Genomic DNA, 24977 nt, shown 5'->3' on the forward strand with positions numbered 1-24977 from the left:
CGGTCTTTTTTATACTATCTTTTAGATGACTATGGCATCCAGAAGATTTTTGCTGTACGTGTATCTTTACTTTGTACCGCCTGATAATTCTGTGAGTTATTCGTAGTCTCTACCGAAGGATATAACAATCTTGTTGGAGGCAACGTATTGCCAGCCAAAGTAGAAGGCACAAAAGTCAGTGCAGGAATGCCTGTGCGTCTGTACTCTGACCAGGCATGCTGTGATTGCAGTGTACCGTAGTGTAACCATTTCTGAGTTCCGATCAAGCGTAGCTTATTTGCAGTTGTACCTGCATAGGCAATTGTTGAATTCGCAATAAAGTTGTCGATTACCGATGCAAGAGGTTTTTCTTCTCTCTTAAGCGTACTGATGCTATTCAGATAGTAGTAGAAAGATACAGACTGGCCAACAGCTGTTTCGTATGCTGTTTTTGCAGCAGCAGTAGATCCCCAACGCTCCAGTGCTTCAGCTTTCAGGAAGTTCACCTCAGAAGAAGTAACAACCAATCCTGGCAAGTTCATATTCATCCAAATCGTAGCAGAGTCAATGGTTGCATAATCCTGATACTGATCAGTTACCTGCGCATCAGTGAATGTGATCGGCATTGCCCTATAGGTTGCATTAGGAATGAAAACGTTATTGGTGGTACGTCCGAATTTGTCAAAAAGCACAGGAATCCTTGGATCATTCGATGGGTTCATTACTGTGTTCAACATATAATCTGGTGCAAAATACTGGTTTAACTCTCTGTAGGCATCGGCTAAAGTCGATGTGTTGGTAGTTAACGGTCTAAGCAGGATATCACTGGTAAGTGGTGCGTAATCTCTGTTATTGCTACCATCCACAAGAGGATAATTAGCAGGATTGTTTAACATTTCCAATACTGCTGGACGAGCTACAGCTTCATTTTTAGTAGATATACGCATCAGCAAACGTAATCTCACTGAGTTCGCATATCTTCTCCACTTATCTACACTTCCACTGTTCAGAATATCCGATTTATTGAAATCAGCATTAGTAGTAGCAGTTGCGAAATACGTTGAAGCACCTGCCAACCCGTCAATGAACGATGTATAAAGTGCTTCCTGATCATCAAATTTAGGCAATGTGATGGTGTTTGTAGCCGGCAAACTTCCTGCTTCAGAAAAAGGAATATCTCCGAAGTAATCTACCATTTGAGCTGCCTGATCATATAAGATAATCTTAGCCGCCTCCATATAAATTTGCTTCGATGGTTTTTCAGCTTCAGGAAGTGCATTGAATGTCAGTTCCATAGCTCTGTACATCCCAAGAACACCTGGAGAATAGAAATCTCTCCAATAATCATTGGTATATCCATCTTGTTGCTGATATCTGGCAGGAGACGGTGAAAACGCCGCTGTTTGAGAATAAACTGATGAGTGCATCAGTAAAAACGTACGTAAGTTCCAATAAGAAGGTCTTACACGATCATTGTTGATCATGTCAGTCAAAAAGCCTGGCAAACTTGCAGTTGTTGACAACTCTGGGTTCAGAAATTTGTCTTCCAACGACTTCTTACATCCGCTGAAAACCGCAGTAATCAAGCCAAGGACAACGAATGATTTTATAGTTATGTTTTTCATTTCTTTATTTTTTATGCGTTGCAGCGTTTAGAAATTAGCATTTAGAGAGAATCCGAAACTTCTCGTAGCAGCTGTCGAACCAAAGTCAACTCCCTGAGAGAACCATTGGTTACCAGTTGGAGATTCTGGATCAAGATTCTCAATTGTTTTCCAGAAATAGAACAGGTTCCTTCCGATCAATGAGATGCGCAGGTTGTTCATTCCGATTTTCTTCGAAAACTTGTTGTCGACGGTATAACCTATCACAGCTTCACGCATCTTGATAAAGCTATTGTCATAAACCATTCCGATCTCATTTACACCATTATTACCCCACTGGAAAGTATTGAAATAGTATGCTTCACCATCCAATTGTACCGTATTTGGAAGACCGGTGTTCACATTCACACCAGGCAATGTGATGCCATTGTCTCTATATTCCAATGTGCTTTCATAAAGACCAGCAGCAGTTCCGTATTTCAATGGAGGAGATACCAGCTGTCCGCCGAAACGATAGTCTACGGTAAAATCAAGACTGAAGTTTTTGTAGGTAAACGTATTTGTCAAACCTCCAATAGCCTTAGGCATGATATTTCCGACTTTTTTGAAGTTTGCTGGATTCTTGTCAATTGTGTAATATCCATCGTCATCAATCAGGAAGTTTCCGTTATCATCTGTTGCACGTGGAAGTACATAAATATTTCCCAGTGATTCACCTGGTCTTGCACTGATCTTGGCAGAACTCTGATCAGCTTCAAAGAAAATCAGTTCAGGAACTGTACCGTTCAGATAATCTAACCTTGCAGTATTTTTTGAGAAATTTAATCTGGTTCTCCAGCTGAAGTCAGCTGTTTGAATTGGCGTACCATTCAGGGAGATCTCCAGACCTTTGTTTGAGATCCGACCTACGTTCACCAACTGACTGCCAGCACCTGTGGTTGGAGCTGTGGTTAAACTAAGAATCTGATCATCAATATAGTTTGAATAATAACTTGCATCAAAACCTAAACGGTTGTTCAAGAACCTCATCTCTGCACCAAATTCAACCTCATATTTACGCTCAGGCTTTAGCAATAAGTTACCATACTGACCTGGAAGTGTTAATGAAGGAACAGAACCATTAACGGTCTGGATAGGAGTTTGTTCGTATGCAATGTTTGCCCTATAAACTGGCGCGTCATTACCTACGATACCATATGAAGCTCTTACTTTACCGTAGCTAATTGCTTTAGGCAGTTTGAAGGCATCACTAAATACAAAACCAGAATTCAGTGACATATACTGGTAGTTGTTATTTGAAGGAGGCAATGATGATGAATATTCTGAACGGCCTGTAGCCTCTAAAAACAAGTAGTTTTTGAATGAGATATTCGCAATTCCAACATAAGCATATTTCAATAGTTCCTGTCTTTTAGTTCTGTCACCCAAAGAATTGTCAAGTACACCAACAGAGTTTCTCAAAGAAAACCAGTTTTCACTGATCAATCCATTAGCTGTACTTGCATATTGATCATCGTAACGCTCTGATCTTGACTGAAATCCACCCGTTAATGAGAAATCAATATCAGAAGTGATCTTATCATTATAAGTTAACAATGCATCTCCATAAGTGATGGCATAATTTCCTTTTCTGGTACTGTACGAACCAGTGCTGCTTCCTGGAGTGTTATACGCAAGCGAATACTCGTTATAACGTTTGTCTTCGATTCCTAAAGCTGTAAAGTCATTACCGATCCTACCTCTCAACTTTAGTTTAGGGATGATGGTATAGTTGACTGTAGCACTGGAAAGCAACCTGTTTTCCGTTTCATCATAACTGTTTTTATACTGGCTCCAGAAATAATCCATGATACCAGCAGCGTTGGTGTTGAAAGCAAAAGCCTCAGGTCTTCCTGTACCAAATCTGGAGAACTTGTAACCTTGAGAATTCTGGTAAACAGATTTCAGCATATCCATATCTTCCGCACGGTTGAAGAATCCACTGTTGGAAGCCAGAACATTACCCATCAATCCAGAACGGTTATGAGTTCTTGTATTCATGTAATTCACTACGATATCTGCGGTTAAATTATCTGCAAGCTTAACCGTACTATTGATATTAAATGTATTACGTTGTTGTTTACTACCAGGTGTAATACCTTTATAATCCATGCGAGTTGCAGAGAAACGGTAGTTCATCTTCTCTGTTTGGTTAGAGATACTCAAGTTAGCGTTTGAGTTGTATCCATGGTCGAAAACATCTGCAAAGTTATTCTCTTGCGCTGTATAAGGTCTGATCTGACCATCCCACCATAAAACATCTCTACCATCAAACTTAGGACCGAATTGAGCATAAGCGCTCCACCATGGTCTTACACCACCCGGTGCTGAAGCCAAAGGTAACCAGCTCTCTGCATCACCACCGTTCCCTGTACTTGTGGCAGCATCGTAACCCGGGCCATATATGTTTTGCATTTTCGGAAGAAATGCAGCCCTTTCGATCGAGCCTGAATAATTAAAATCGATACCTAAACCTCTATCTTTTGTGCCTTTTTTTGTAGTAATAACGATCACACCACTAGCCGCATCGGAACCATATAAAGCACTTGCACTAGCTCCTTTTAGAATGGTGAATGTTTCAATATCCGCAGGATTGATATCCAGCATACCATTTCCCGCAATGCGATCATTTGCCCAAATTGCCTGACCACCTGCATTTCCTAAACCACCATTGTTATTGACACCAGAAGGGCCGTTTTGCTGATCATTACGGATAACGACACCATCTACAACGTAGAGTGGTTGACGGTTAAAACCTAAAGAGTTGATACCCCTGATCTGGATGTTTACCGCACTACTTGCACCCCCGGGAGCGGTAGTTACTTTAACACCGGCTGCCTTACCATATAGTGCAGAACCAAAGTTCGTCGTACCTGCCTGTGTAATCTCCTTAGCAGTTACGGTAGCGACTGAATATCCCAATGATTTAGCTTCCCTCTTGATACCCAGTGAGGTTACCACCACTTCATTTAAGGATTCTGCACTTTCTTCGATGCTGACGTTATACGAAGATGCTGCTCCCACAGTAACATTTTTAGGCGTATATCCTACCATACTGAAGGTAAGGACTGCCCCTTCGGCAACGCTGATGGAGTACTTACCATTGCTGCCAGTAGTTGTACCTTTACTGGTACCTTTTTCTTTGACGCTGACGCCAGGTACAGGTTGCCCGGATTTGTCCGTCACAGTTCCCGTAACTGTTTTTTGTGCAAAAGCAGAGAATGTTATCAGGGAGAATAACAATCCTACAATGCACTTTAAGTAAATCTGTTTCATGTGAATAAGATTAATTGTTTGAATTTAGGTTATTTGGATATTGTGATTAGTTAGTATTCTATTTTATAATATGGTATGATGCGATTAATTAAACTGGCAATTTTCCACGACCAATATTGCTGCTCCCAGGAGTTCTGACCGTTCGGCGCTTGCAGATACTGAGATTTTGGTATGATCCGCCAGTCTGGGGATACAAAATTCATTGATGGCATGTTGTATAGGCGCCATAAATATTTTCCCTGCTGTTGCGCCACGTCCGCCCAGGACAATCAACTCCGGATTCAAAATATGGATCAGTGTCGATAAGCCCTTTCCTATTAAAAATGCCGCATCCGAAAGAATGGATACCGCTAATGGATCTCCATCCCGCGCAGCGATCAGGAAATGTTCCCCAGGCAACTTACTATCGTCCAGGAAAAGCTGCTCAAGTCTGGAGCTGATCCCGGCGGCAATTTCCGCCTTCGCTCTTTCCACCAAAACCAATAATGAAGTATCTACTTCCAGACAGCCTCTTTTACCGCAAGAACAAAGTTTATTACTCTGTGACAAAGGAATATGGCTAAACTCCCCGGCATAACCACTGTGCCCCCGAAAGATGTCGCCGTTGATGATCATCCCTAACCCAATGCCCCATCCGATATTCACGACCATCACGTCTTTCATATTTCTTCCTTCACCGAATTTCAGCTCCGCAAGCGCAATCAGACTGGAATCATTGTCGATATAAACAGGGAATTTCAATGCATCACTCAAATAGTTTTTCAGATTCCCTTCATTCTTGATTTTGAAGAAAGTGTGGTTTACACCAAGCTTAGCATTGATTACCCCTGGCATGCCGATACCAATTCCTAAAATTTGTTCCTCAGAAATTCCTGATTTAGCAATATATCCGGTAATGAAACTAATGAAAAGGGCCATTGAAGTTTGCTCATCAGCAAGGTTCAAATAAATTTTAGCCGGCTCCACCTGAATATTGTTCAACATATCATAAATCACCACTGTGGTGATCAGTTGATCAACAGATACAGCGACTATAAATTTTTGTTTCTCTTTGTTCAGCAGAAAAGTTAGTGCACGTCTTCCGCCCGTAGATGGAGCAAGGCCATGCTCGACAACATACCCATCCTGAACAAGATCATTCACGATACCAGTCACAAGTGGAAGGCTCTTATGCGTCAGCTTGCTCAAGTCTGTCAGCGTAAGCATTTTGTTATAATACAAATGCCTGATGACATCATTACGAAGCCGATGATATTTAGTCAGTGTGGCGGTCAAGGTTGGTTGGTTTAGTCATATCAAACTTATCTTATTTTTTCATAAATAACCACTACTTTTTAAATTATTTTTTAAGTATAGACGTCTTAATAATTTATTTTACAACAATTATTGGGTTTAAGTGCATCTAAAAGGTATTAGCATCAAAATAAAAAATGCAAAAAAAAACGGCTGATGCACCAAAGCACCAGCCGTTCCGACATATATTGGAATATTATTCTATTCCTTTAAGCAATCTATTCCATCTTATTTTGCTGAAGAAAGATCCATTTGTATCGTAACTCATCCAAATGAAGAGTGCTTTACCGACCACGTGATCTTCAGGCACAAAGCCCCAGTAACGGGAATCTGCAGAACGGTGCCTGTTGTCACCCATCATCCAGTAATAGTCCATTTTGAAGGTATAGCTGTCGGCGGCTTTGCCATTGATCAGCCAGCCATTACCCGATTTCTCCAGTTTATTTCCTTCATAAATACGGATGCTTCTCTCATAAAGTGGCATCGTCACACTATCCAGCTTTACCGTCCAGCCTTTTTTAGGAATGACGATCGGGCCAAAATTATCTACGTTCCAGTTCCTGTTTGGATCATAAGGAAAGATATCGGCATCACGTTTGGCACTCACCTCAAAGGTTGGCTTTACGGATTTCACAAAATCCAGCTTACTCACCTCATTCATCATTGGCTCAGTACCGGTAAACTGATAGATGTCCTGGGTCTGCTGATTGATCTCATCGCCGATGTTGAAGCCCATCTCCTTAAAGACATCAAAGTTTACATCCGTAGATTTAAAGGTCACATCATAAGTTACCTGTCCGGTGCTTTTAAGTTTTTCAGGCTTGCCATTTACATAAGCAGTTCCCCCAATCATACTGATGGTGTCGCCCGCAATACCTATACAACGTTTGATGTAATTCTCACGTTTGTCAACAGGCCTGCTTACAATGGTGTATTGCGAATTGACCTCTTTCCATCCCATGGCCCTAACCATCTGGTAGTAGTCCTGATCCTGGTATTCCAATGCTACTGTATCTCCTTGTGGGTAATTAAAAACTACCACGTCATTTCTTTTGATATCCGATAATCCGGGAAGGCGACGATATTTCCATTGCACTCCATCATAATAAGCTTTAGTACCTGTAATTGGCATCGTATGGTGGGCAAAAGGAAAAGCAACCGGCGTCATTGGCACCCTTGCGCCATAGTTAACCTTGCTGACGAAGAGAAAATCACCGATCAGTAAAGAGCGCTCCATAGATCCCGTAGGAATGGTGTAAGCTTCAATAAAAAACACCCTGATGATCGTTGCTGCAATCACCGCGAAAAGAATAGCATCGATCCACTCACGGCTTTTTGTCTTTTTCTTCTTTGGCGCATGATCAGTAGCCTTATTTTTTCGGCCGAATTTGAAATTCATAGTTCCCTATTTAAAATTGAATATATCGGCTATATTATAAAAGCCTTGTTTATTTTCCAGCCACTCCGCTGCTACAACTGCACCTAATGCAAATCCCGCGCGACTGTGGGCTGTATGTTTCAGTTCAATATCATCCACCTCAGAACTGTAGACCACGGTATGTGTACCTGGTATGTTCTCTACACGATATGATTCGATCAGTACCTGATCTGCCTTTACCACCTCTTTTGCGGGTTCGCTCACCACCTCATTTATCCATTCCTTTTTGGCATCCAACGCATCAATGATCCCTTCTGCCAGGGTCATCGCCGTTCCGCTTGGCGCATCCAGCTTTTGTGTATGGTGGATCTCCTCCACCTGTACCTCATACGCCGGGAAGTTGTTCATCAACTTCGCCAGCACTTGGTTGATGTGAAAGAAGATATTCACCCCTATACTGAAGTTTGACCCGTATAAGAGGGTATTGTTACTGTTCAGGCAGTCATTTTTCACTTGCTGCAGTTCGCCATACCATCCTGTAGTCCCAACTACAACAGGCACATTCGCATCAAAACAAGCATATATATTATCAAGCGCAACAGATGGTGCACTAAAGTCGATGGCCATATCTGCCTTGGAAAGATTCCCCTTAGTCAGATCTCCTGCATTGTCAATATTAATTTTTAAAACTACCTCATGCCCTCTCTCAAGCGCAAAACGCTCAATAATCTGACCCATTTTGCCATAACCAAGCAATGCTATTTTCATTTGAAATATTTTTTATTGTTCATTAAGTCTTCCTGTAGGCATCCGCGTGCTCCATTGTAAACAGGCATGCTCATCAGACCTAAAAGGAAAGTGAAAGTTTAAATCCGGGTGCCGGACTGGCAAACCCGTACATTGTATTTGTGTTCATGTCGATGAGTGTCGGACTGACCTTGAAGGCCACATCGCCCACATCAAAGTACTTCAGGCGTGTATCCACGTAAGCATCTACGACATTCAGGAGATACAAGCCAATAAAAGAAAAGATGACAACATCCTTATTTCTTCTAAAAGTATCCTTCGCCTGGATCACCCCGGCCTCAGAATAAGGTGCATAAAAACTTCCAGGCTTTGTTTGCCCGGGATTTTCACGCCTGTACTGCAAATCAGAAAGGGCCTCTCTGTAATTCTTGCTGTTGTCGATAAATGAGATAGTCAACAAAGTAGCGCCGGTATACAAACCGGCCACCTTAAGACCGCGGTAAACATTAAAGCCATTCCTGAATTGCCCCAAACCGGGAACGATCATAGAGCGGAACATCGCCTGCCGGCCGGCAACCTTACCCTGGTTGATGTATTTGGGCTTGACGGTATCTAATTTCTTGGAGTTGAGTGCTACGCTGTCTTTTTTATTGCGCAATACGGGCTGCGACTGTGACTTAACGGCCGACCCTACAAACAGCAACAATACAGATAAGACAAGAGCCCTTAACATTACCAATCCAATAATTCCAAGATTCTGCTCAGGTCGTCTTCAGAAACAAAAGGGATCTCAATGGCCCCTTTACCATTTTCACCAACTTTAAGTTTCACCTTCGTGGCGAACTTAGAAGCAAGGTCTTTCTGCAGTTTCTGATACTCAAAGGAGAAAGCTTTTGGCGTTCTTTCAAATCTGCTGGGCTTCACCTCCACGCTGTTGATGCTGCGCACCAGCTCTTCGACTTTCCTTACGGACAGCCCCTTATCGATAATCTCCTGATGGATGAAAAGTTGTTTTTCTACCTGTTCCACATTGATCAGCGCACGCGCATGTCCCATGGAAATCTTCTGGTCGCGGATAGAGATCTGGATGGCCGGCGGTAGCTTCAGCAAACGAAGGTAGTTTGTTACCGTCGTCCTGTTTTTACCCACACGCTCGCCCAGCTGCTCCTGCTTCAGGTTACATTCATCAAGCATCCGCTGGAAGCTTAAGGCCACCTCAATGGCATTCAGGTTTTCACGCTGGATGTTCTCAATGAGTGCCATCTCCAGCATCTGCTGATCATTCGCACTGCGGATATAAGCAGGGATTTCAGTAAGTCCGGCCAGCTTCGAAGCCCTCAGCCTGCGCTCACCCGAGATCAGCTGGTATTTGTTACCAGACTGCTGTCTGACAGTAATTGGCTGTATCAGTCCCTGAACCTTGATAGATTCTGCCAGCTCCAGAAGGGCAACCTGATCAAACTCCGTACGCGGCTGAAAAGGATTGGTCTCAATATCACTGATGCTGATGTGCCCAATCGGATTACCCGGATTGTTCCTTTCGGTACGTGTTTCGCTTACAGGATTAACACCACTGTTCTTTGGCGGATTTACAGCATCGCTGTCATCTAAAAGCGCACTTAGCCCTTTACCTAAACCTGTTTTTCGCTGAAAAGATGTCATTAAAATATTTTTATATAATTGCTGTACTTACACCCTCTACTTCAGTCACCAGGCCGTTCTTACGAACAATCTCACGCGCAAGGTTCAGGTAGTTGATGGCTCCCTTACAGTTCGCATCGTGCATGATGACAGAAACACCATAACTCGGTGCCTCACTTAAACGGGTATTCCGCTGAATGATCGTCTCGAACACCAGCTCCTGGAAGTGTGTCTTCACCTCTTCCACTACCTGGTTGGAAAGACGCAGACGTACGTCATACATCGTCAGCAGAATCCCTTCAATCTCCAGCTCGGTATTTAAACGGTTCTGAACGATTTTAATTGTATTCAGCAACTTGCCCAGACCTTCCAATGCGAAGTATTCACACTGCACAGGAATGATCACTGAATCTGCAGCAGTAAGTGCATTGATCGTAATTAAACCCAATGATGGAGAGCAGTCGATAATGATGAAGTCGTACTGGTCCTTGATTTTCTCAAGAACAGCCTTCATCTTATATTCCCTGTTGGTCAGGTTGATCATCTCAATCTCGGCACCTACCAGGTCAATGTGAGCCGGCAGCAGGTCGAGGTTGGGAGTTTCTGTTTTTTGAATCGCATCTGTAGGCTCGATGTCATTGATGATACATTCATAGATGCTGTTTTTGATACTTCTCGGATCAAAGCCGATACCAGAAGTAGAGTTGGCCTGAGGGTCTGCGTCAACCAATAATGTTCTGTATTCCAGTACGGCTAAACTTGCGGCTAAGTTGATGGATGAAGTAGTTTTTCCTACACCACCCTTTTGATTTGCCAATGCAATAATTTTACTCATTTATCTTTTTAATAATTACCAATTATTTACTGAAGGCTTGTTATTTACTTGAATTAAGTCTATAAAAAATGCTATTTTTGTATTGTTTTGGCACATTTTAAGGATTAGCTAAGATACAAACAATTTGACACATAAGGCATATAGCGCATAAGTGTTTTACACATCTTATTAACAATTTTTCGATGGTAACGATCATATCAGGCACCAACAGGCCTGGCAGCAATACACTGAAAGTAGCAAAGTATTATCAGAAGATGCTGGCTCAAAAAGGTTTACAAACCAACCTACTCAACCTGGAGGACCTACCTGATCAGTTGATCAGCTCTGATTTATATGGAAAAAGAAGCGCTGAATTCAGACCTGTACAGGAAATGATCACTGCTTCGGAAAAGTTCCTGTTTATCATCCCGGAATACAATGGAAGCTTCCCCGGAGTACTCAAAACATTCATCGATGCCTGTCTTTTTCCGGAAAGTTTTTACGATAAAAAAGCCTGCCTCGTGGGGATCTCTTCAGGGAAATACGGAAACATCAGGGGCATCGATCATTTCGGTGGCGTATGCAGTTACCTGCACCTTCATGTCATGCCACTCAGGATCCATGTTCCAGCAATAAAAACGGAACTGGATGAAAATGGCGACTTTTTTAAGGAAGACACCCTCAAGTTCAGTCAGGAGCAGATTGATAAATTCATCAGCTTCTAAACCCCGAAGCTCATCCAGTTTTTCCCTTCATTACCGAAGACAAAATATCCCGGATACAACATTTCAGCGATGTCTTCTACCAGCACAACCAAATCTTCGGCGCTTGTTGCAGACTGGTCGTCCAGGATGTATAAACGGTTGTACTCCACTGCGGGCCATTCCGACTGCATCATCGCAGGTACCAACCCCATCAGGTCCAGCATACTGCGTTGCGGCTCAAAATAAATAACCACCCGTGCCTGTGAAGGATTTTCCTCCAGCACCCCACCGGCAAAGTTGATGAACTCCTCCAGCGTAGTATTTAATCGGTTATCGCTGTCCATACAGGCTACCGGTACCTTGTCCATAAACTTAATCTTATGCTGAATGATCTCCAGCCGGTCCCGAAGTTCTTCGGTCTGCTCCCCCTCTTCCAGTTTATTTATCACCCCGTTTAAAAAAGACATATCGATTTATTTATTAATTTGTGCAAAAATACTATTCCTACGCCGATGCGTCATATGATCACCAACATTTTTTGCGGATTATTACTGCTGTCTGCCCTCTCCTGCGGCAACAACAATACAGATGCAACGAAAAAAGTATTCAACATCAACCTTGATCAGAACCTCACCTCCCTGGATCCCGCATTTGCAAGAAACCAGAATGCGCTGTGGATGATCAACCAGATCTTCAATGGTCTTGTACAGATCGACAGCAACCTCAACAGCGTGCCCTGCATCGCGAAGTCCTGGAAAGTTTCCGACGATGGCCTTCACTATACTTTCCAGCTGAGGAATGATGTTTTCTTTCATGATGATCCTATCTTCAAAAACGGCAAAGGCAGAAAGGTAGTCGCGTCCGACTTCACCTACAGCTTTTACCGGCTGATAGATCCTAAGGTGGCTTCTTCGGGAGGATGGATCTTCGCCGACAAAGTAAAGGACATCCATAACTTCAAAGCCCTCAACGACTCTACTTTCCAGATCACCCTGATTAAACCTTTCCCCGCTTTTATCAACCTGCTGGCCGCACAGTACTGCTCCGTGGTCCCTGAGGAAGTTGTGGAACACTATGGAAAAGACTTCCGCAGCCATCCTATAGGAACAGGCCCCTTCAAATTCCGCTACTGGAAAGAGGATGAAATCCTGGTATTGCTCAAAAATGAACATTACTGGGAAAAACAAGTCAACCAGCGGCTCCCATTCCTGGATGCTGTAAAAGTGAGTTTCATCAGCGACAAGCAAAGTGCCTTCATGAACTTCCTCAAAAAGGAACTCGACTTTTTTGACAAGGCCGACGGCAGCTACCGTGATGACATCCTGACGAAAAGCGGCAAGATCACCAGCAAATATAAAGGCCAGTTTCAGATCAGAAAAGGCCCTTACCTCTGTACTGAATATATCGGCATCCTGGTGGACACGACAAAGGATATCGTCAAACACTCTCCATTAAGGATCAAAAAAGTACGTCAGGCGATCAACTATGCCATCGACAGGCCTAAGCTGATCAAATACCTCCGCAACAGCATCGGTGTGCCTGCAACGGCTGGATTTGTTCCCCTGGGGATGCCTGGCTTCGACAGCACCGCCGTAAAAGGATACCATTACAACCCCGAAAAAGCTGAAAAACTCCTTGCCGAGGCCGGCTTTCCCAACGGCAAAAACATGCCCGAGATTACCCTGAGCACCTCCACCACCTACAAAGACCTCATTGAATTTGTGCAAAGTGAACTCCATGCGGTAGGGATCAATGCGAAAGTCGATGTGAGCCCCAATGCCAGCCTGCGAGATATGATGTCCAAAAATGCAGTGAACTTCTTCAGGGGCTCCTGGATTGCCGATTACCCGGATGCGGAAAATTACCTTGCTGTATTTTACTCCCACAATAAGGTGCCCAATGGGCCAAACTATACGGGATACTTCAATGCCGACTTTGACCGTCTATTTGAAAAAAGCTATTATGAAAGTGATGCGAAGAAACGCTTCCTGCTATATCAGGAAATGGATAGGATGGTGATCGAACATGCCAACATGGTGCCACTCTACTACGACCAATCGCTCATCATGACGCAAAATAACATCAGTGGTTATCAGATGAATGCGCAGAATCTGATGATACTGAAAACGGTAATAAAGCGATAGCGCTTCGGTCATGTATAAAAAACAGCTTGTATTTTTCGTCCTCAAATCTTTGAAGGAAAGATGCATGTCCTCAAAACACAAGCTGTTTTTTTTCGCCAACCTATCCGCGCCAACCTATCCAAAGGGAAGGATTATTGAAGACCTAACCACTGGTTGATTTATATTTTAGTAGAATTGCCAGGATATCTTACAGGCAAATCAAATCCGGATCAGATTATTCCGGATCTCTTTCCAATTCTTTGCTGAAAGCTCTTTTATGGTTCAAGGGTATATATTGATCTGGTCATTACTGGTTTACTTATTCTGATTTTCCTGTTGCAGACCACCGCCCATCTGCCCTTCTTCTTTTTTAAGGTCATCATTTTTCACTCCTTTTTTAGGTGCGGTGAACTTCAGCTTTCCAAATTTGTAGCTGAAGTTGATGCCAAATGAACGCAATGGGTAGTGGATGTTGGTCGTCTGAAGGGAATTACTGGTCCTGTTTTCCGTCTTGATGACCAGGTCACGATTGAATGGGTTCAGCACATTCAGTCCCACCGTGGCAGTCTTTTTCCAGATTTCCTTTTTTACGGCACCGCCATAGAAATACATGGCGTCTGTCTTACCCTGGAAGGTACGTTTTGGCGAATTGATCACCCCCCAGATCTCCGTGTTCCATCCGCCGGGTAAAGCATATGCAGAGCGCATGAATGCCGTGTAGTTCAGCAGCGTTCCGGTCTGGATGTTATTTGCAGCATTGTTGATTTCGTAGGTATTCAGGCCGATGTTGGCCATCAGCGTCCATTTAGGCTTAGGATTATAGGTTCCAAAAAGGTTCATTCCATAAGATTCACTCCTGCCGACGTTGATATAGCTGGTCAGGAAACGCTGTGCATCAGTTGTCGCATCGCTCGCGATTGGCATAACCGCACTCTCAATGATGTCGTTGGTACGCCTGTAAAAAACAGAAGCATTGATCATGGAACCTTTGATGAAAGTGGAATAACCAAACTCTACATTGTCGCTGAGCTCCGGATTCAGGTCAGGGTTACCCTGACTGACATTGAACTGGTCGCTTTTATTCTCGAAAGGGTTCAGGTAGGACAAACTTGGACGTTGGATCCTCCTGTTGTAACTTAACTTTAGAGATCCTCCTCCTTTCAGGGCTTGCGACACGATCATACTCGGGAAGAGGTTGAAGTAATCGTTGCTGAATTTCTGAGCACTGCCCGACAACCAATTGATTTTAGTGTACTCCGCGCGGACACCAGCCTTCGCTGTAATCTTTTTTGTCAGCTTAAACCCAAGAACACCATAAGCGGACGCTACGTTCTGGTCGTAGTCAAAATCCTGAAGCGACTCATCGTAGTCGCTGATGATGTTCCTGAAAATCCCCTTCGCACCCGTTTCCAGCGTAGTATTTTTTGTGATCGGGTATACGTAATCAGTTTGCAGCGTATACTCATTGTTTTTACCGGTATTGTTGCCCAGTACGAGCACATCCGGAACACCTTCCGTAATCAGCCTGTTGCTGAAATCACTGCCGTTCCTGCCGGACGAAAGCTGTGCCGACACACTGAACTCCTCACCTTCTTTTTTAGTGGTTTTACGGTAGTCGACGTTCCAGTCGACATTATTAAAGCTCATGTCCATATCCCTGATGTTCTGCGACATCAGCTGGTCGACCAACACATTGGAACTTCCAGGGCCGCCATTGGAGAAACGGTTATACTTTACCGTCGTGCTGATGTTGTTGTAGTTATTAAAATCATAATCCAATCCGGCGCTGCCATTATAGCCCAAACGCGACCACTTTGAAAATCCATCCTGGGTAACGGTTCTCGTCACGCCGTTGATGGTTGCACTGTTGAAAGAAAGTACATTGGAATTCTGAGGATAGGCGTGGTTCACACCAAGGCTTGTATTGACGGAAAGCCTCCCGGTTTTGGCATTCAGGCTGAAAGCCCCGTTATTAGAACGTGTACCCGCTGAGGTATTGACACTTCCACTGACCCCTTCTGCTGATTTCTTTTTGGTAATGATATTGATGATCCCTCCGGAGCCCTCAGCGTCGTATTTTGCTGATGGGTTAGTGATCACTTCTACACTTTTGATCTGCTCAGCAGGAATCATCTTCAATGCATCTGCAACGCTGTTCGCCATGGTACCTGAGGGTTTTCCATTGATGAGTACCCGCACTGCACTGCCCCTCATCTGCAGGTTTCCTTCTACATCGACAGACAACATGGGCACCTTACGCATCACATCCGTAGCATCTCCACCAGCATTGGTAATGTCTTGCTCCGCGTTGTACACCAGCTTGTCTACCTTATTTTCAATCAGGGCTTTTTGTCCGCTGATCTCCACCTCTTTCAGGTTACTTGACGTTGGCGATAGGTAGATGGTACCCAGGTTCAGGTCTGGCTTCTCAGGGGTTGTCGTTACCGGCAGCACCTTCGTTTTGTAACCCATAAAACCAACGGACAGCTGATAAGCCGCCGGTGTAACATTCGATAGGTTAACCTTTCCCTTTTCGTCAGACACGGCACCGTTGACAGACTTGCTGTCTTTTACTTTTATCAGGGAAACCGTCGCATAGTCGACCGGCTTTTTAGTTACCGAATCCAGGATCAAGGCGGTGATCCGTCCGGGCACCACCTTCTTCGCGGTGCCACCCATCATTGGAAACTGAGCGTTAGCTCCGTTAAACAATAACAGGCCAATAAAAAATAGTAGTAGTCTTCTCATCACAAATTCATTTGATCAATTAGTCGGCGAAAGGTAGGCTTTGTTACAAAACCTACCTATACACTTTAGACCTCTTACCTCATTATGACGGTGAACGGCGACTATAAACCGGTAAGTTTCCCTGAACTTATTGTACGGAGAACACTTTCTTTAACCGGATGTCACTGGATGATGCCCCAACCATCAGGCTGAAATCTCCTGGTTCCACCTGCCATTCCATTTGCTGGTTCATCAGCTGTAGATCTTCCGCGCTGAGCTCAAAGGACAGTTGCTGCTGTTGCCCGCTTTTTAGTGACAGCCTCCTGAACTGCTTCAGCTGCTGCATCGGTGTCACCACTGAGCTCTGCTCATCACGCAGGTATAGCTGCACTACCTCGTCGCCATCTCGGCTGCCTGTGTTTTTCAGATCAAAAGTTACCTGCACGCGCACATCTTTTCCGCGTCCTGAAACATTGGTCTTCAGATTGCTGTATTCAAAAGTGCTGTAGCTCAGGCCGTACCCGAAGCTATACAGCGGCTGCTCATCCAGCTCCACATAGTTATGTGGTAGTGGCCTTTTCTTGTTATAATATACTGGAAGCTGCCCTACTGATTTAGGCACGGAAACCGATAAACGTCCTGCAGGATTGTAATCTCCAAAGAGCACATCGGCAATGGCATTGCCACCTTCCTGCCCCGGGTACCAGGCGTCCACCATCGCTGCCACATTTTCGGCAGCCCAGTTCAGGGTCAACGGCCTTCCTTTGATCAGTACCACCACTACGGGCGTTCCTGTCTTTACTACGGCACGCAGCAACTCCATTTGCCTTCCCATCAGGTCCAGTGTGGAGCGGTCAAACCCCTCTCCACTTTCCATGTCACTCACCGCTACCGCTGAAGCCTTCACTTCCGCAGCACCCGTATTCTGATATTCAGTTTTGAAGTCCCGCGCACTTGATCCGCCCAAAACGACAATTGCCACATCCGATTTGCTGGCCAGAGCTACCGCAGCGGCAATCCCGGCACTTGCCGTATCCCTGATGGCACAGCCCTTCTGATAAAAAACACCCGTTTCCTTGGACACCTTTGCACGGATACCATTCAATACGGTAATCACTTTCCCATCTGCCTGCGGAGCGGTATAGTCGCCCAGCTGGTTGTACACATTGTCGGCATTGGGGCCGATCACGGCGATGTTTTTCAAAGCCTTACTCAATGGAAGGATGTTCTTTTCATTTTTCAGCAATACGACCGACTCCTGTGCTACTTTCCTGGCCAATGTTACATGTTTGGCATTCATCACTTGTTTTTCAGCCTGCTTAGGGTTGACATAAGGGTTTTCAAACAGGCCCATGTTGAACTTCAGCCGCAGCACCCTTGCCAGTGCAGTATCTACTGTAGCCATCTTCACCAGTCCCCCGTTTACGGCCTTTACCAATGCAGGGCCATAGCCATATCCGCTAAGGTCTGCATCCAGACCAGCATTCATGGCCAATGCCGCAGCTTCGGTTGCGGAGGAAGCCACATGGTGATTGCCCTCCAATCCGGAGATGCTGTTTAAATCAGACACTACAAATCCGTTGAAGCCCCACTGCCCACGCAGAATGTCGGTCAGCAGATAGCGGTTTGAAGAACATGGAATACCATCTACAGAGTTGTAGGCGGTCATGACCGACAAGGCTCCCGCCTTTACAGCTGCTTTAAACGGCGGAAGGTAGGATTGAAACAGCTCACGGTTACCAACGGTAACGCTTCCACCATTGTGGCCGCCCTCAGGCACGCCATAGGCGGTAAAATGTTTTAAGGTGGATAGGATATTCACTCCGCTGCCGATATTCGTTCCCTGAAATCCGGAGACCATGGCTTCCCCCATTCTGCTGTTCAGTACAGGATCTTCACCATACGTTTCTTCTACTCTCGACCAGCGTGGCTCCCTGGCCAGGTCGAGCACCGGGCCATAACCGATATGTCCGCCCTGCAGTCTTGTTTCCATTGCGATTGCCGCAGCCATCTCTTTGATCAATGCAGGATCCCAGGTACTGCTCTGTCCTATCGAAGTAGGAAATACGGTAGTACCTATGGCCATGTGCCCATGCGGGCATTCCTCAGAAAACAACATCGGGATGCCAAGCCTGGTGTGCTCCATCACATATTTCTGGAGTGCATTGGTGGCCATTGCCGACTGCATTGGATTGAGCCCGGTAAGGAGTGTTTTTTTTGTCCATGGGTCGGCCCTTAATGTTGCCCAGAGAAGGCCAGTATGCTGCTCAGCGACCGCCTTTTTGAAGGTTTCGCTTGCGGAAATCTGATTGTTGGTTTTGGTATACATGTCCCAGCCGAGTAAGGTAGACAGCTGGCCCACCTTTTCTTCGAGCGTCATCCGGCCGATCAGGTCCTTTACGCGCTCCTCGGTGGAAAAAGAAGGATTTTTATAAACAGGTTTCTTCTCCGCGGTTTTCTTTTGTGCAAAAGCTGAAGAGGAGAGACATAAAAAAGCAAGAGCGAGGATATAACTATAAGTACGTTTCATAAAAAAGTATATTCATAAAATAATGAAGACAGGACTACCTGTTGCAATTGACTACAGCACTACATGCAGTCATGAAAGTAGACTATATGCTGTCGCGTAAATCAGGATCCCTGAACAGCAAAGGAGAAGGCCAGTGCCGACTGTGCGCCTTTGGTGTTTTTCGGCAAGATCACTTCTACAACATCACCTTTCGTCTGCCATTTGACAGTGGCACCATTCTGCAGCCAGGTCATCTTTGCTCCTTTCGCAGGTACATTACCTTTCCAGAAGATCTTTGCAGGCTGCTTTTCACCATCTTTCAGACATACCAATGCATAGCAGGTTTTGCTGTCTTTACTTTGCGTAAACCAGGTAGCTCCGTCATGATACACCTTGGTTGGCCTTGTAGAATAGATTGCCGATCCATTCTTGCCAAGCCAGGCACCAATCTCTTCCATTTTAGCCACCGCTTCCTGTGGCAATGTGCCATCTGGTTTAGGGCCTACGCCCAACAGGAGACTGCCTCCTTTTGCGGTAATCTCTATCAGAGACTGGATCACTTTGGAAGCCGGTTTATAGTCGTCATTAGCTACAAACCCCCATGCACCACCAAGGGTCATGCAGCTTTCCCAGGGATGGTCCAGCTGGTGGTCAGGAATCCTTTGTTCCGGAGTCTGATAATTCTCATAAGGGCCATGCACCGTACGGTCTACAATCAGCAGTCCCGGCTGAGCCTTACGCCCCATCTCGGCAATCTTTGGCATATCAATATCCTGGCTCCATGCCGGAATTGCCGCACCCCAGGCACGCACCTCGTCATTTACAGTCTCCAATGGACGTACCCATCCCCCGTCGAGCCATAGAATATCCATGCTGCCATAATTGTGCATCAGCTCTGAAATCTGGTTATAGGTCTGCTCCTTAAACTTGTTCCATCTCCATGGATGCTTTCTGATGTCATAGTTGTTGTTGCGATCAGCAGTCGCATAATTAGACCACCAATAGTACTGAGAATGCCAGTCGGGCTTAGAGAAATAGGCACCAATCATGAAACCCTGATTGCGGAAGGAATCAAAGATATATTTGGCAACATCGGCCTTCGGGTTCCCCTTGAAAGGGCCGTTAGTAATTTTGAAATCGCTCTCTTTGGTATCAAACATGTTAAAACCATCGTGGTGTTTGGTCGTGAAGACCAGGTATTTCATTCCTGCATCTTTACCTGCTTTTGCCCATTGCTCAGGGTTAAAGTTCACCGGGTTAAACTTTTCGCTCAGTCCCCAGTACCACTTCTTATAATCTTCGTAGGCTACAGTGGTATCTCCTCTGGAGATCCAGTCTTCAGAACAAAGGTTCCAGGATTCAATAATACCCGGAACAGCATACAGTCCCCAGTGGATGATCATTCCAAATTTCTGGTCCTGCCATTGGTCCAGTTTCTTTTTCACCAGCGGATCTGCCGGCCATTCGTAAGTAGTAGACTGACCATGCACATTGGGCTGGCCTGAGACATTTGTTTTCAGTAACAAAAAGACTGCTGCGAACAGTATAATTTTATTCATATGTATTGGTTTTAATGGATTGGTTTATGTTGAAATATATTGTTGTTAAAGTCTTTTTTTCCAACGGATTGATGTGATCGCTGACCGGTTATTTTCAGAGGCTTTTTGTCCTGCTCCAGTTATTTCCCCTGCGCCAACACAACATACTTAATATTTTTCCTGTTGTAAGTATAGGTAATGTGGATTTTACCATCCTGAGATTGTATGATTGCAGGATAGCTGAATTCATCCGTTTCTTTTCCATCTTCCAGCATCAGCTGATCGAGCCAGTCCTTACCATCAGTGGATTCGGTCAAAGCAAGTTTATACCGGCCATTAAACCAGTCGTTTCCGGGTATTTGCGGATTGTAGACAAAGAGTTGTTTTCCGCTGGCTAAAGAGACCCCGTCTGTTCCGGAATTGGGGTTCAGCAAACTGGTTTTGACAAGCGGGCTCCAGCTGAGCCCCTGGTCTGACGACCATGACTCCATCACCACACCATGTTTACTGCGGCAAAGCAACTGGATCTTTCCATCAGGATAGACCATCACACTGGGCTGAATGACATCATAAGCCCCCTTTTCATCTACTGGAATGCGTGTCCAAGTTTCACCGCCATCCGTAGAGCGCTCTATATGTGCCTTCCATCGTTTTGTGGTTTCAGTGCTTGAAGGCGAAAGGATAATGCCACCGACAAGTTCTACCGGTTTATTCTTTATCGGCCCGAGTATGCCATCGGGAAGCCTTTTGGGCGCTGTCCATGTTTTCCCACCATCCAGGGAGCTCATTTCCATCCCCCACCATTCCCTGGGCGAGCGTCCCATCTTATAATACAGAAAAAGCTTGCCGCTTTTGTTCATGAACAACACCGGATTCCATAAAGGATAAGCGGTTTCCTCATCGCTTTTACCATCTGCGAGTTTACGAGGTTCCGACCACTTACCATTTTTGAGTACAGACGACCAGATACAGACGTCATTGCTCCCTTCATGCTTCCCACCAAACCATGCAGCCATGATTCTGGCACCTGAAATCTCCGCGATGGTAGACGCATGGCATTGCTGAAAGGGGGCATCCTGAAAAATCATCTCCTCAGTCACCTTTTTCCACTGCTTTTGTGCAATTCCATCACCAGTCATCATTAAGAAAAAGAAAAACGCCAGTAAATAAGATTTAGGTCGCAAAGAAAACAAGATGGAGAAGGGTAAAATCATTGTCTGATTAGGATTAGGCTAACAAATTCCTAAGATATGCAATTTTTTTGCAGAAAAACCTGAAAAGTTAAGCAATACGATCTCTGGCGATTGGCACAGCTATTGCCTGTTTTAAAAAGTAACGTTAACTATCTAAAAAACTACGAGGGTGTCTGAAGCAGATGCCCTCTTGTTGTGTAATGACTACTACCCACCAACCTCTTGGCATTTTCCTGTCTTCATGTCCTCCCGAATTTGTCTTACCCAAATCCCGGTTAGCGCGTGCCCCCTTTTACTGAGCTAACTAGATAATAGCGACGAATAACTTAACTAATTGCTTTCTGTAAAAAGCAATATTTAGCGAAAATGCTTTTTACAGAAAGCAATATTGGCGTTGACGTTAAACAAAAGGGTGCCTAAAAAAAATTTAGACACCCTCTTCTTTCATAATTTATAGTATGCTATAATCAGCGCACATCAGGCGATTAGATCACAATATTGACAATTCGTCCTTTCACTACAATTACCTTTTTAGGACTCTTCCCTTCCAGGTATTTCTGCACCTGCTCATCCGCAAGCACCAACGTTTCAATATCCGTTGCTTCCAGAGTTAAGCTGATGTTCATGTTCAGACGTGTTTTGCCATTTACTGAGATCGGGTAACTAAACTCATCTTCTACCAGGTAGGAAGGGTTGAATTCCGGATATTTTGCATAGGATAAAGATCCAGCCTCATGACCAAGGTTTGCCCACAGCTCCTCACAGATGTGCGGCGCATATGGAGAAAGTACAATCACCAGGTCTTCCAGTACCTGACGGTTTTTGCACTTCAATTCGGTCAGCTCGTTAACAGCAATCATAAAGCTGGAAACGGAAGTATTGAAAGAGAAACGCTCGATGTCGTCCTGTACTTTTTTGATGATTTTATGCAGCGATTTCAGTTCCGCTTTTTGTGGCATGGAGTCCGATACGTTGAACACCCATTCTTCATTGTGGAACAAGCGCCAGAATTTGCGAAGGAACTTAAACACCCCTTCGATACCATTGGTGTTCCAGGGTTTACTTTGCTCGAGCGGTCCGAGGAACATCTCGTACATCCGAAGGGTATCCGCACCATAGTTGGCAATCAGCACATCCGGATTAACGACATTGAACTTGGATTTGGACATCTTTTCCACTTCCACGCCACAGATGTATTTTCCGTTCTCAAGAATGAATTCCGCATCAACAAACTCAGGCCGGAAGACTTTAAATTGCTCGATATCGAGGATTTCATTGTCCACAATGTTCACATCCACATGCAATGCAGAGGTCTTATAATCTTTTCTCAGTCCCGCAGAAACCAATTTGTTGGTTCCCCTGCCAGACTCATCCACTACACGGTAAACAAAGTTACTTCTCCCCTGGATCATGCCCTGGTTGATCAGTTTTTTGAAAGGCTCTTCCTCATTCACATAGCCGAGGTCTTTCAGGAACTTGTTCCAGAAGCGGCTATACAACAGGTGGCCGGTAGCATGTTCCGCACCTCCAATGTACAGATCCACATCCTTCCAGTATTCGATCGCCTCTTTAGAAGCAAAGTCGCTGGAATTGCGCGCATCCATATAACGGTACCAGTACCAGCTCGATCCTGCCCATCCCGGCATGGTGCTCAATTCATACTCATATTCATCCTCATAGGTCCAGTCGGCAGCCCTACCCAAAGGAGGTTCACCAGTTTCAGTAGGGAGGTATTTGTCGATTTCAGGTAATAAAAGCGGTAATTCTTCTTCTTTGATGAGGTATGGAAGCCCGTCTTTGAAGTAAACCGGAATTGGCTCTCCCCAATAGCGTTGGCGTCCAAATATTGCGTCGCGCATACGGAAGTTCACCTTTGCTTTACCCACGCCCTGCTCTTCCAGCCATGCATTTAAGGTTTGGACAGCCGTAGCGTAATCCATTCCGTTGATCATGCCGGAGTTGATGTAGGTTCCTTCTTTAGTCGCATCTGCCTGCAGCTCAATATCTTTTTGTGCATCAAGGATCTGAATGATTGGCAGGTCAAAATGTTTCGCAAACAACCAGTCGCGCTGGTCGCCGCTTGGCACACCCATAACCGCACCAGTACCATATCCCGCAAGGACATAGTCGGCAATCCAGATCTGTACGCGTTCACCGCTCACCGGGTTAATCGCGTAACTTCCGGTAAATGCACCAGAAACTGTCTTTGTATCTGCCATACGGTCCAGTTCCGACTTTTTCTTCGTCTGCAGGATGTATCCGTTCACAGCAACCATCTGTTCCGTGGTGGTCAGTGCTGCAACAAGTTCATGTTCCGGTGCCAGAACAAGGTAGGATACACCGAAAATGGTATCGACACGTGTAGTGAAGACCTCAATGTAGTCGCTGGCCAGCAGGTTGCTCTCCGCAGATGGTTCGATTTTGAACCTTACGCTCGCACCAATGCTTTTGCCGATCCAGTTGCGCTGCATTTCTTTAACCGGCTCGGGCCAGTCGATCGTATTCAATCCCTGCAGCAGACGCTCTGCATAAGCAGAGATGCGCATACTCCATTGCATCATTTTCTTTTGTTCCACAGGGTGGCCACCACGCTCAGAGTAACCGTCTTTCACTTCGTCATTGGCCAGCACGGTGCCCAATGCAGCGCACCAGTTTACAGTACTCTCACGAAGGTAAGTCAAACGATATTTCAGTAATTCCTCCTGACGTTCCTCATCGGTCATCGTGGCCCAGTCGCTCGGCATGAAGGATTTAACATCTTCATCACATACAGCTTTCACATCGGCACTGCCGGAAGCATTGAATTTCTCTAGCAAGGTGGTGATGTCTTCCGCACGGTCTGTTTCCAGGTTGTACCAGGAATTGAAAAGCTGCATGAAGATCCATTGTGTCCATTTGTAATAGCCAGGGTCGCTGGTGCGCACCTCCCTGTCCCAGTCGAACGAAAAGCCAATCTGATCCAGTTGCCTTCTGTAGGTATTGATATTCACCTCGGTGGTCAATGCCGGATGCTGACCCGTTTGTATGGCATACTGTTCTGCAGGAAGGCCAAAAGAGTCGTAGCCCATTGGATGCAGGACGTTATATCCCTTTAACCTTTTGTATCTTGAAAATATGTCGGAAGCAATATAACCTAGTGGGTGACCAACATGGAGTCCTGCCCCTGAAGGGTAAGGAAACATATCCAGTACGTAAAATTTAGGTTTTGTGGTCTCATCACTCACCTTGAATGTTTGATGTTCAGCCCAAAACTTCTGCCACCTTTGTTCTATTTCTTTAAATTGATAATCCATTCCGCTATAATATAATAGCGCGAAAATAAGGAAATAAAGGTTGGATCAGAAACGCTTTGTCAAATAAGCGGTTTAGGGCGCGGGATGACACATTACGCGCTATACACGGGCTATACCAC

At 45.0% G+C, this 24977-nt stretch carries 16 protein-coding genes; 2 read left to right on the forward strand and 14 right to left on the reverse strand.

Annotated elements, in window-relative coordinates:
- Positions 1–29: 29 nt before the first annotated feature.
- The 8 genes from PBAL39_RS20595 to PBAL39_RS20630 form a co-directional block, all read right to left on the reverse strand.
- Positions 30–1604 (reverse strand): SusD/RagB family nutrient-binding outer membrane lipoprotein, encoded by a 1575-nt coding sequence (locus tag PBAL39_RS20595; protein WP_008245188.1) that lies wholly within the window; start codon positions 1602–1604, stop codon positions 30–32.
- Between the two features lie 27 nt (positions 1605–1631).
- The gene (locus PBAL39_RS20600; protein ID WP_008245190.1) at positions 1632–4898 is read right to left on the reverse strand and encodes a SusC/RagA family TonB-linked outer membrane protein; all 3267 of its coding nucleotides are present in this window, start codon (positions 4896–4898) and stop codon (positions 1632–1634) included.
- Positions 4899–4982: 84 nt separating this feature from the next.
- On the reverse strand, positions 4983–6173 hold the full coding sequence (locus PBAL39_RS20605) for an ROK family transcriptional regulator (RefSeq protein ID WP_039867312.1): 1191 nt from the start codon (positions 6171–6173) through the stop codon (positions 4983–4985).
- A gap of 214 nt (positions 6174–6387) precedes the next feature.
- Complete coding sequence (lepB, locus tag PBAL39_RS20610) at positions 6388–7590, reverse strand: signal peptidase I (protein WP_008245194.1); 1203 nt, start codon at positions 7588–7590, stop codon at positions 6388–6390.
- 6 nt (positions 7591–7596) lie between these two features.
- Complete coding sequence (dapB, locus tag PBAL39_RS20615) at positions 7597–8337, reverse strand: 4-hydroxy-tetrahydrodipicolinate reductase (RefSeq protein WP_008245196.1); 741 nt, start codon at positions 8335–8337, stop codon at positions 7597–7599.
- A 79-nt stretch (positions 8338–8416) separates the two neighbouring features.
- Positions 8417–9049 (reverse strand): DUF5683 domain-containing protein, encoded by a 633-nt coding sequence (locus PBAL39_RS20620; protein ID WP_008245197.1) that lies wholly within the window; start codon positions 9047–9049, stop codon positions 8417–8419.
- Positions 9049–9978, reverse strand: a complete 930-nt coding sequence (locus PBAL39_RS20625) for a ParB/RepB/Spo0J family partition protein (protein WP_008245199.1) — start codon at positions 9976–9978, stop codon at positions 9049–9051. The genes PBAL39_RS20620 and PBAL39_RS20625 overlap by 1 nt, the downstream gene beginning before the upstream one ends.
- 10 nt (positions 9979–9988) lie before the next feature.
- Positions 9989–10792, reverse strand: coding sequence for a ParA family protein (locus tag PBAL39_RS20630; protein ID WP_008245201.1), 804 nt, complete (start codon positions 10790–10792; stop codon positions 9989–9991).
- Between the two features lie 182 nt (positions 10793–10974).
- On the opposite strand from PBAL39_RS20630, the gene PBAL39_RS20635 reads away from it, so the two are divergent.
- Positions 10975–11496, forward strand: a complete 522-nt coding sequence (locus PBAL39_RS20635) for an NADPH-dependent FMN reductase (RefSeq protein ID WP_008245202.1) — start codon at positions 10975–10977, stop codon at positions 11494–11496.
- Here PBAL39_RS20635 and PBAL39_RS20640 read toward each other — a convergent pair.
- On the reverse strand, positions 11493–11942 hold the full coding sequence (locus PBAL39_RS20640) for a hypothetical protein (protein WP_008245203.1): 450 nt from the start codon (positions 11940–11942) through the stop codon (positions 11493–11495). The two genes, PBAL39_RS20635 and PBAL39_RS20640, sit on opposite strands and share 4 nt — an antisense overlap.
- Positions 11943–11996: 54 nt before the next feature.
- Between PBAL39_RS20640 and PBAL39_RS20645 the strand changes: the two genes are divergently transcribed.
- Complete coding sequence (locus tag PBAL39_RS20645) at positions 11997–13619, forward strand: ABC transporter substrate-binding protein (RefSeq protein ID WP_008245204.1); 1623 nt, start codon at positions 11997–11999, stop codon at positions 13617–13619.
- Between the two features lie 294 nt (positions 13620–13913).
- On the opposite strand, the gene PBAL39_RS20650 is transcribed toward PBAL39_RS20645, so the two are convergent.
- The 5 genes from PBAL39_RS20650 to leuS form a co-directional block, all read right to left on the reverse strand.
- Positions 13914–16346, reverse strand: a complete 2433-nt coding sequence (locus tag PBAL39_RS20650; RefSeq protein WP_039867315.1) for a TonB-dependent receptor domain-containing protein — start codon at positions 16344–16346, stop codon at positions 13914–13916.
- Between the two features lie 127 nt (positions 16347–16473).
- On the reverse strand, positions 16474–18855 hold the full coding sequence (locus tag PBAL39_RS20655) for a glycoside hydrolase family 3 N-terminal domain-containing protein (RefSeq protein WP_008245213.1): 2382 nt from the start codon (positions 18853–18855) through the stop codon (positions 16474–16476).
- Positions 18856–18956: 101 nt separating this feature from the next.
- Entirely contained in the window at positions 18957–20393 is a 1437-nt protein-coding gene (locus PBAL39_RS20660; protein WP_008245214.1) for an alpha-L-fucosidase, read from the reverse strand.
- 119 nt (positions 20394–20512) lie between these two features.
- Positions 20513–21514: an exo-alpha-sialidase gene (locus tag PBAL39_RS20665; protein WP_008245216.1), complete on the reverse strand. Its 1002-nt coding sequence runs from the start codon at positions 21512–21514 to the stop codon at positions 20513–20515.
- Between the two features lie 536 nt (positions 21515–22050).
- Complete coding sequence (gene leuS / locus PBAL39_RS20670; protein ID WP_008245218.1) at positions 22051–24858, reverse strand: leucine--tRNA ligase; 2808 nt, start codon at positions 24856–24858, stop codon at positions 22051–22053.
- Positions 24859–24977 lie beyond the last annotated feature (119 nt).

This window comes from Pedobacter sp. BAL39, assembly GCF_000170795.1.
In the GTDB taxonomy this organism is placed as follows: Bacteria; Bacteroidota; Bacteroidia; order Sphingobacteriales; family Sphingobacteriaceae; genus Pedobacter.

Bases quoted from the DNA above. Each gene is read 5' to 3' on its own strand.
- PBAL39_RS20595 (WP_008245188.1), bottom strand. From the start codon at position 1,604: ATGAAAAACATAACTATAAAATCATTCGTTGTCCTTGGCTTGATTACT.
- PBAL39_RS20600 (WP_008245190.1), bottom strand. From the start codon at position 4,898: ATGAAACAGATTTACTTAAAGTGCATTGTAGGATTGTTATTCTCCCTG.
- lepB (WP_008245194.1), bottom strand. From the start codon at position 7,590: ATGAATTTCAAATTCGGCCGAAAAAATAAGGCTACTGATCATGCGCCA.
- dapB (WP_008245196.1), bottom strand. From the start codon at position 8,337: ATGAAAATAGCATTGCTTGGTTATGGCAAAATGGGTCAGATTATTGAG.
- PBAL39_RS20620 (WP_008245197.1), bottom strand. From the start codon at position 9,049: ATGTTAAGGGCTCTTGTCTTATCTGTATTGTTGCTGTTTGTAGGGTCG.
- PBAL39_RS20625 (WP_008245199.1), bottom strand. From the start codon at position 9,978: ATGACATCTTTTCAGCGAAAAACAGGTTTAGGTAAAGGGCTAAGTGCG.
- PBAL39_RS20630 (WP_008245201.1), bottom strand. From the start codon at position 10,792: ATGAGTAAAATTATTGCATTGGCAAATCAAAAGGGTGGTGTAGGAAAA.
- PBAL39_RS20635 (WP_008245202.1), top strand. From the start codon at position 10,975: ATGGTAACGATCATATCAGGCACCAACAGGCCTGGCAGCAATACACTG.
- PBAL39_RS20640 (WP_008245203.1), bottom strand. From the start codon at position 11,942: ATGTCTTTTTTAAACGGGGTGATAAATAAACTGGAAGAGGGGGAGCAG.
- PBAL39_RS20645 (WP_008245204.1), top strand. From the start codon at position 11,997: ATGATCACCAACATTTTTTGCGGATTATTACTGCTGTCTGCCCTCTCC.
- PBAL39_RS20650 (WP_039867315.1), bottom strand. From the start codon at position 16,346: ATGAGAAGACTACTACTATTTTTTATTGGCCTGTTATTGTTTAACGGA.
- PBAL39_RS20655 (WP_008245213.1), bottom strand. From the start codon at position 18,855: ATGAAACGTACTTATAGTTATATCCTCGCTCTTGCTTTTTTATGTCTC.
- PBAL39_RS20660 (WP_008245214.1), bottom strand. From the start codon at position 20,393: ATGAATAAAATTATACTGTTCGCAGCAGTCTTTTTGTTACTGAAAACA.
- PBAL39_RS20665 (WP_008245216.1), bottom strand. From the start codon at position 21,514: ATGATGACTGGTGATGGAATTGCACAAAAGCAGTGGAAAAAGGTGACT.
- leuS (WP_008245218.1), bottom strand. From the start codon at position 24,858: ATGGATTATCAATTTAAAGAAATAGAACAAAGGTGGCAGAAGTTTTGG.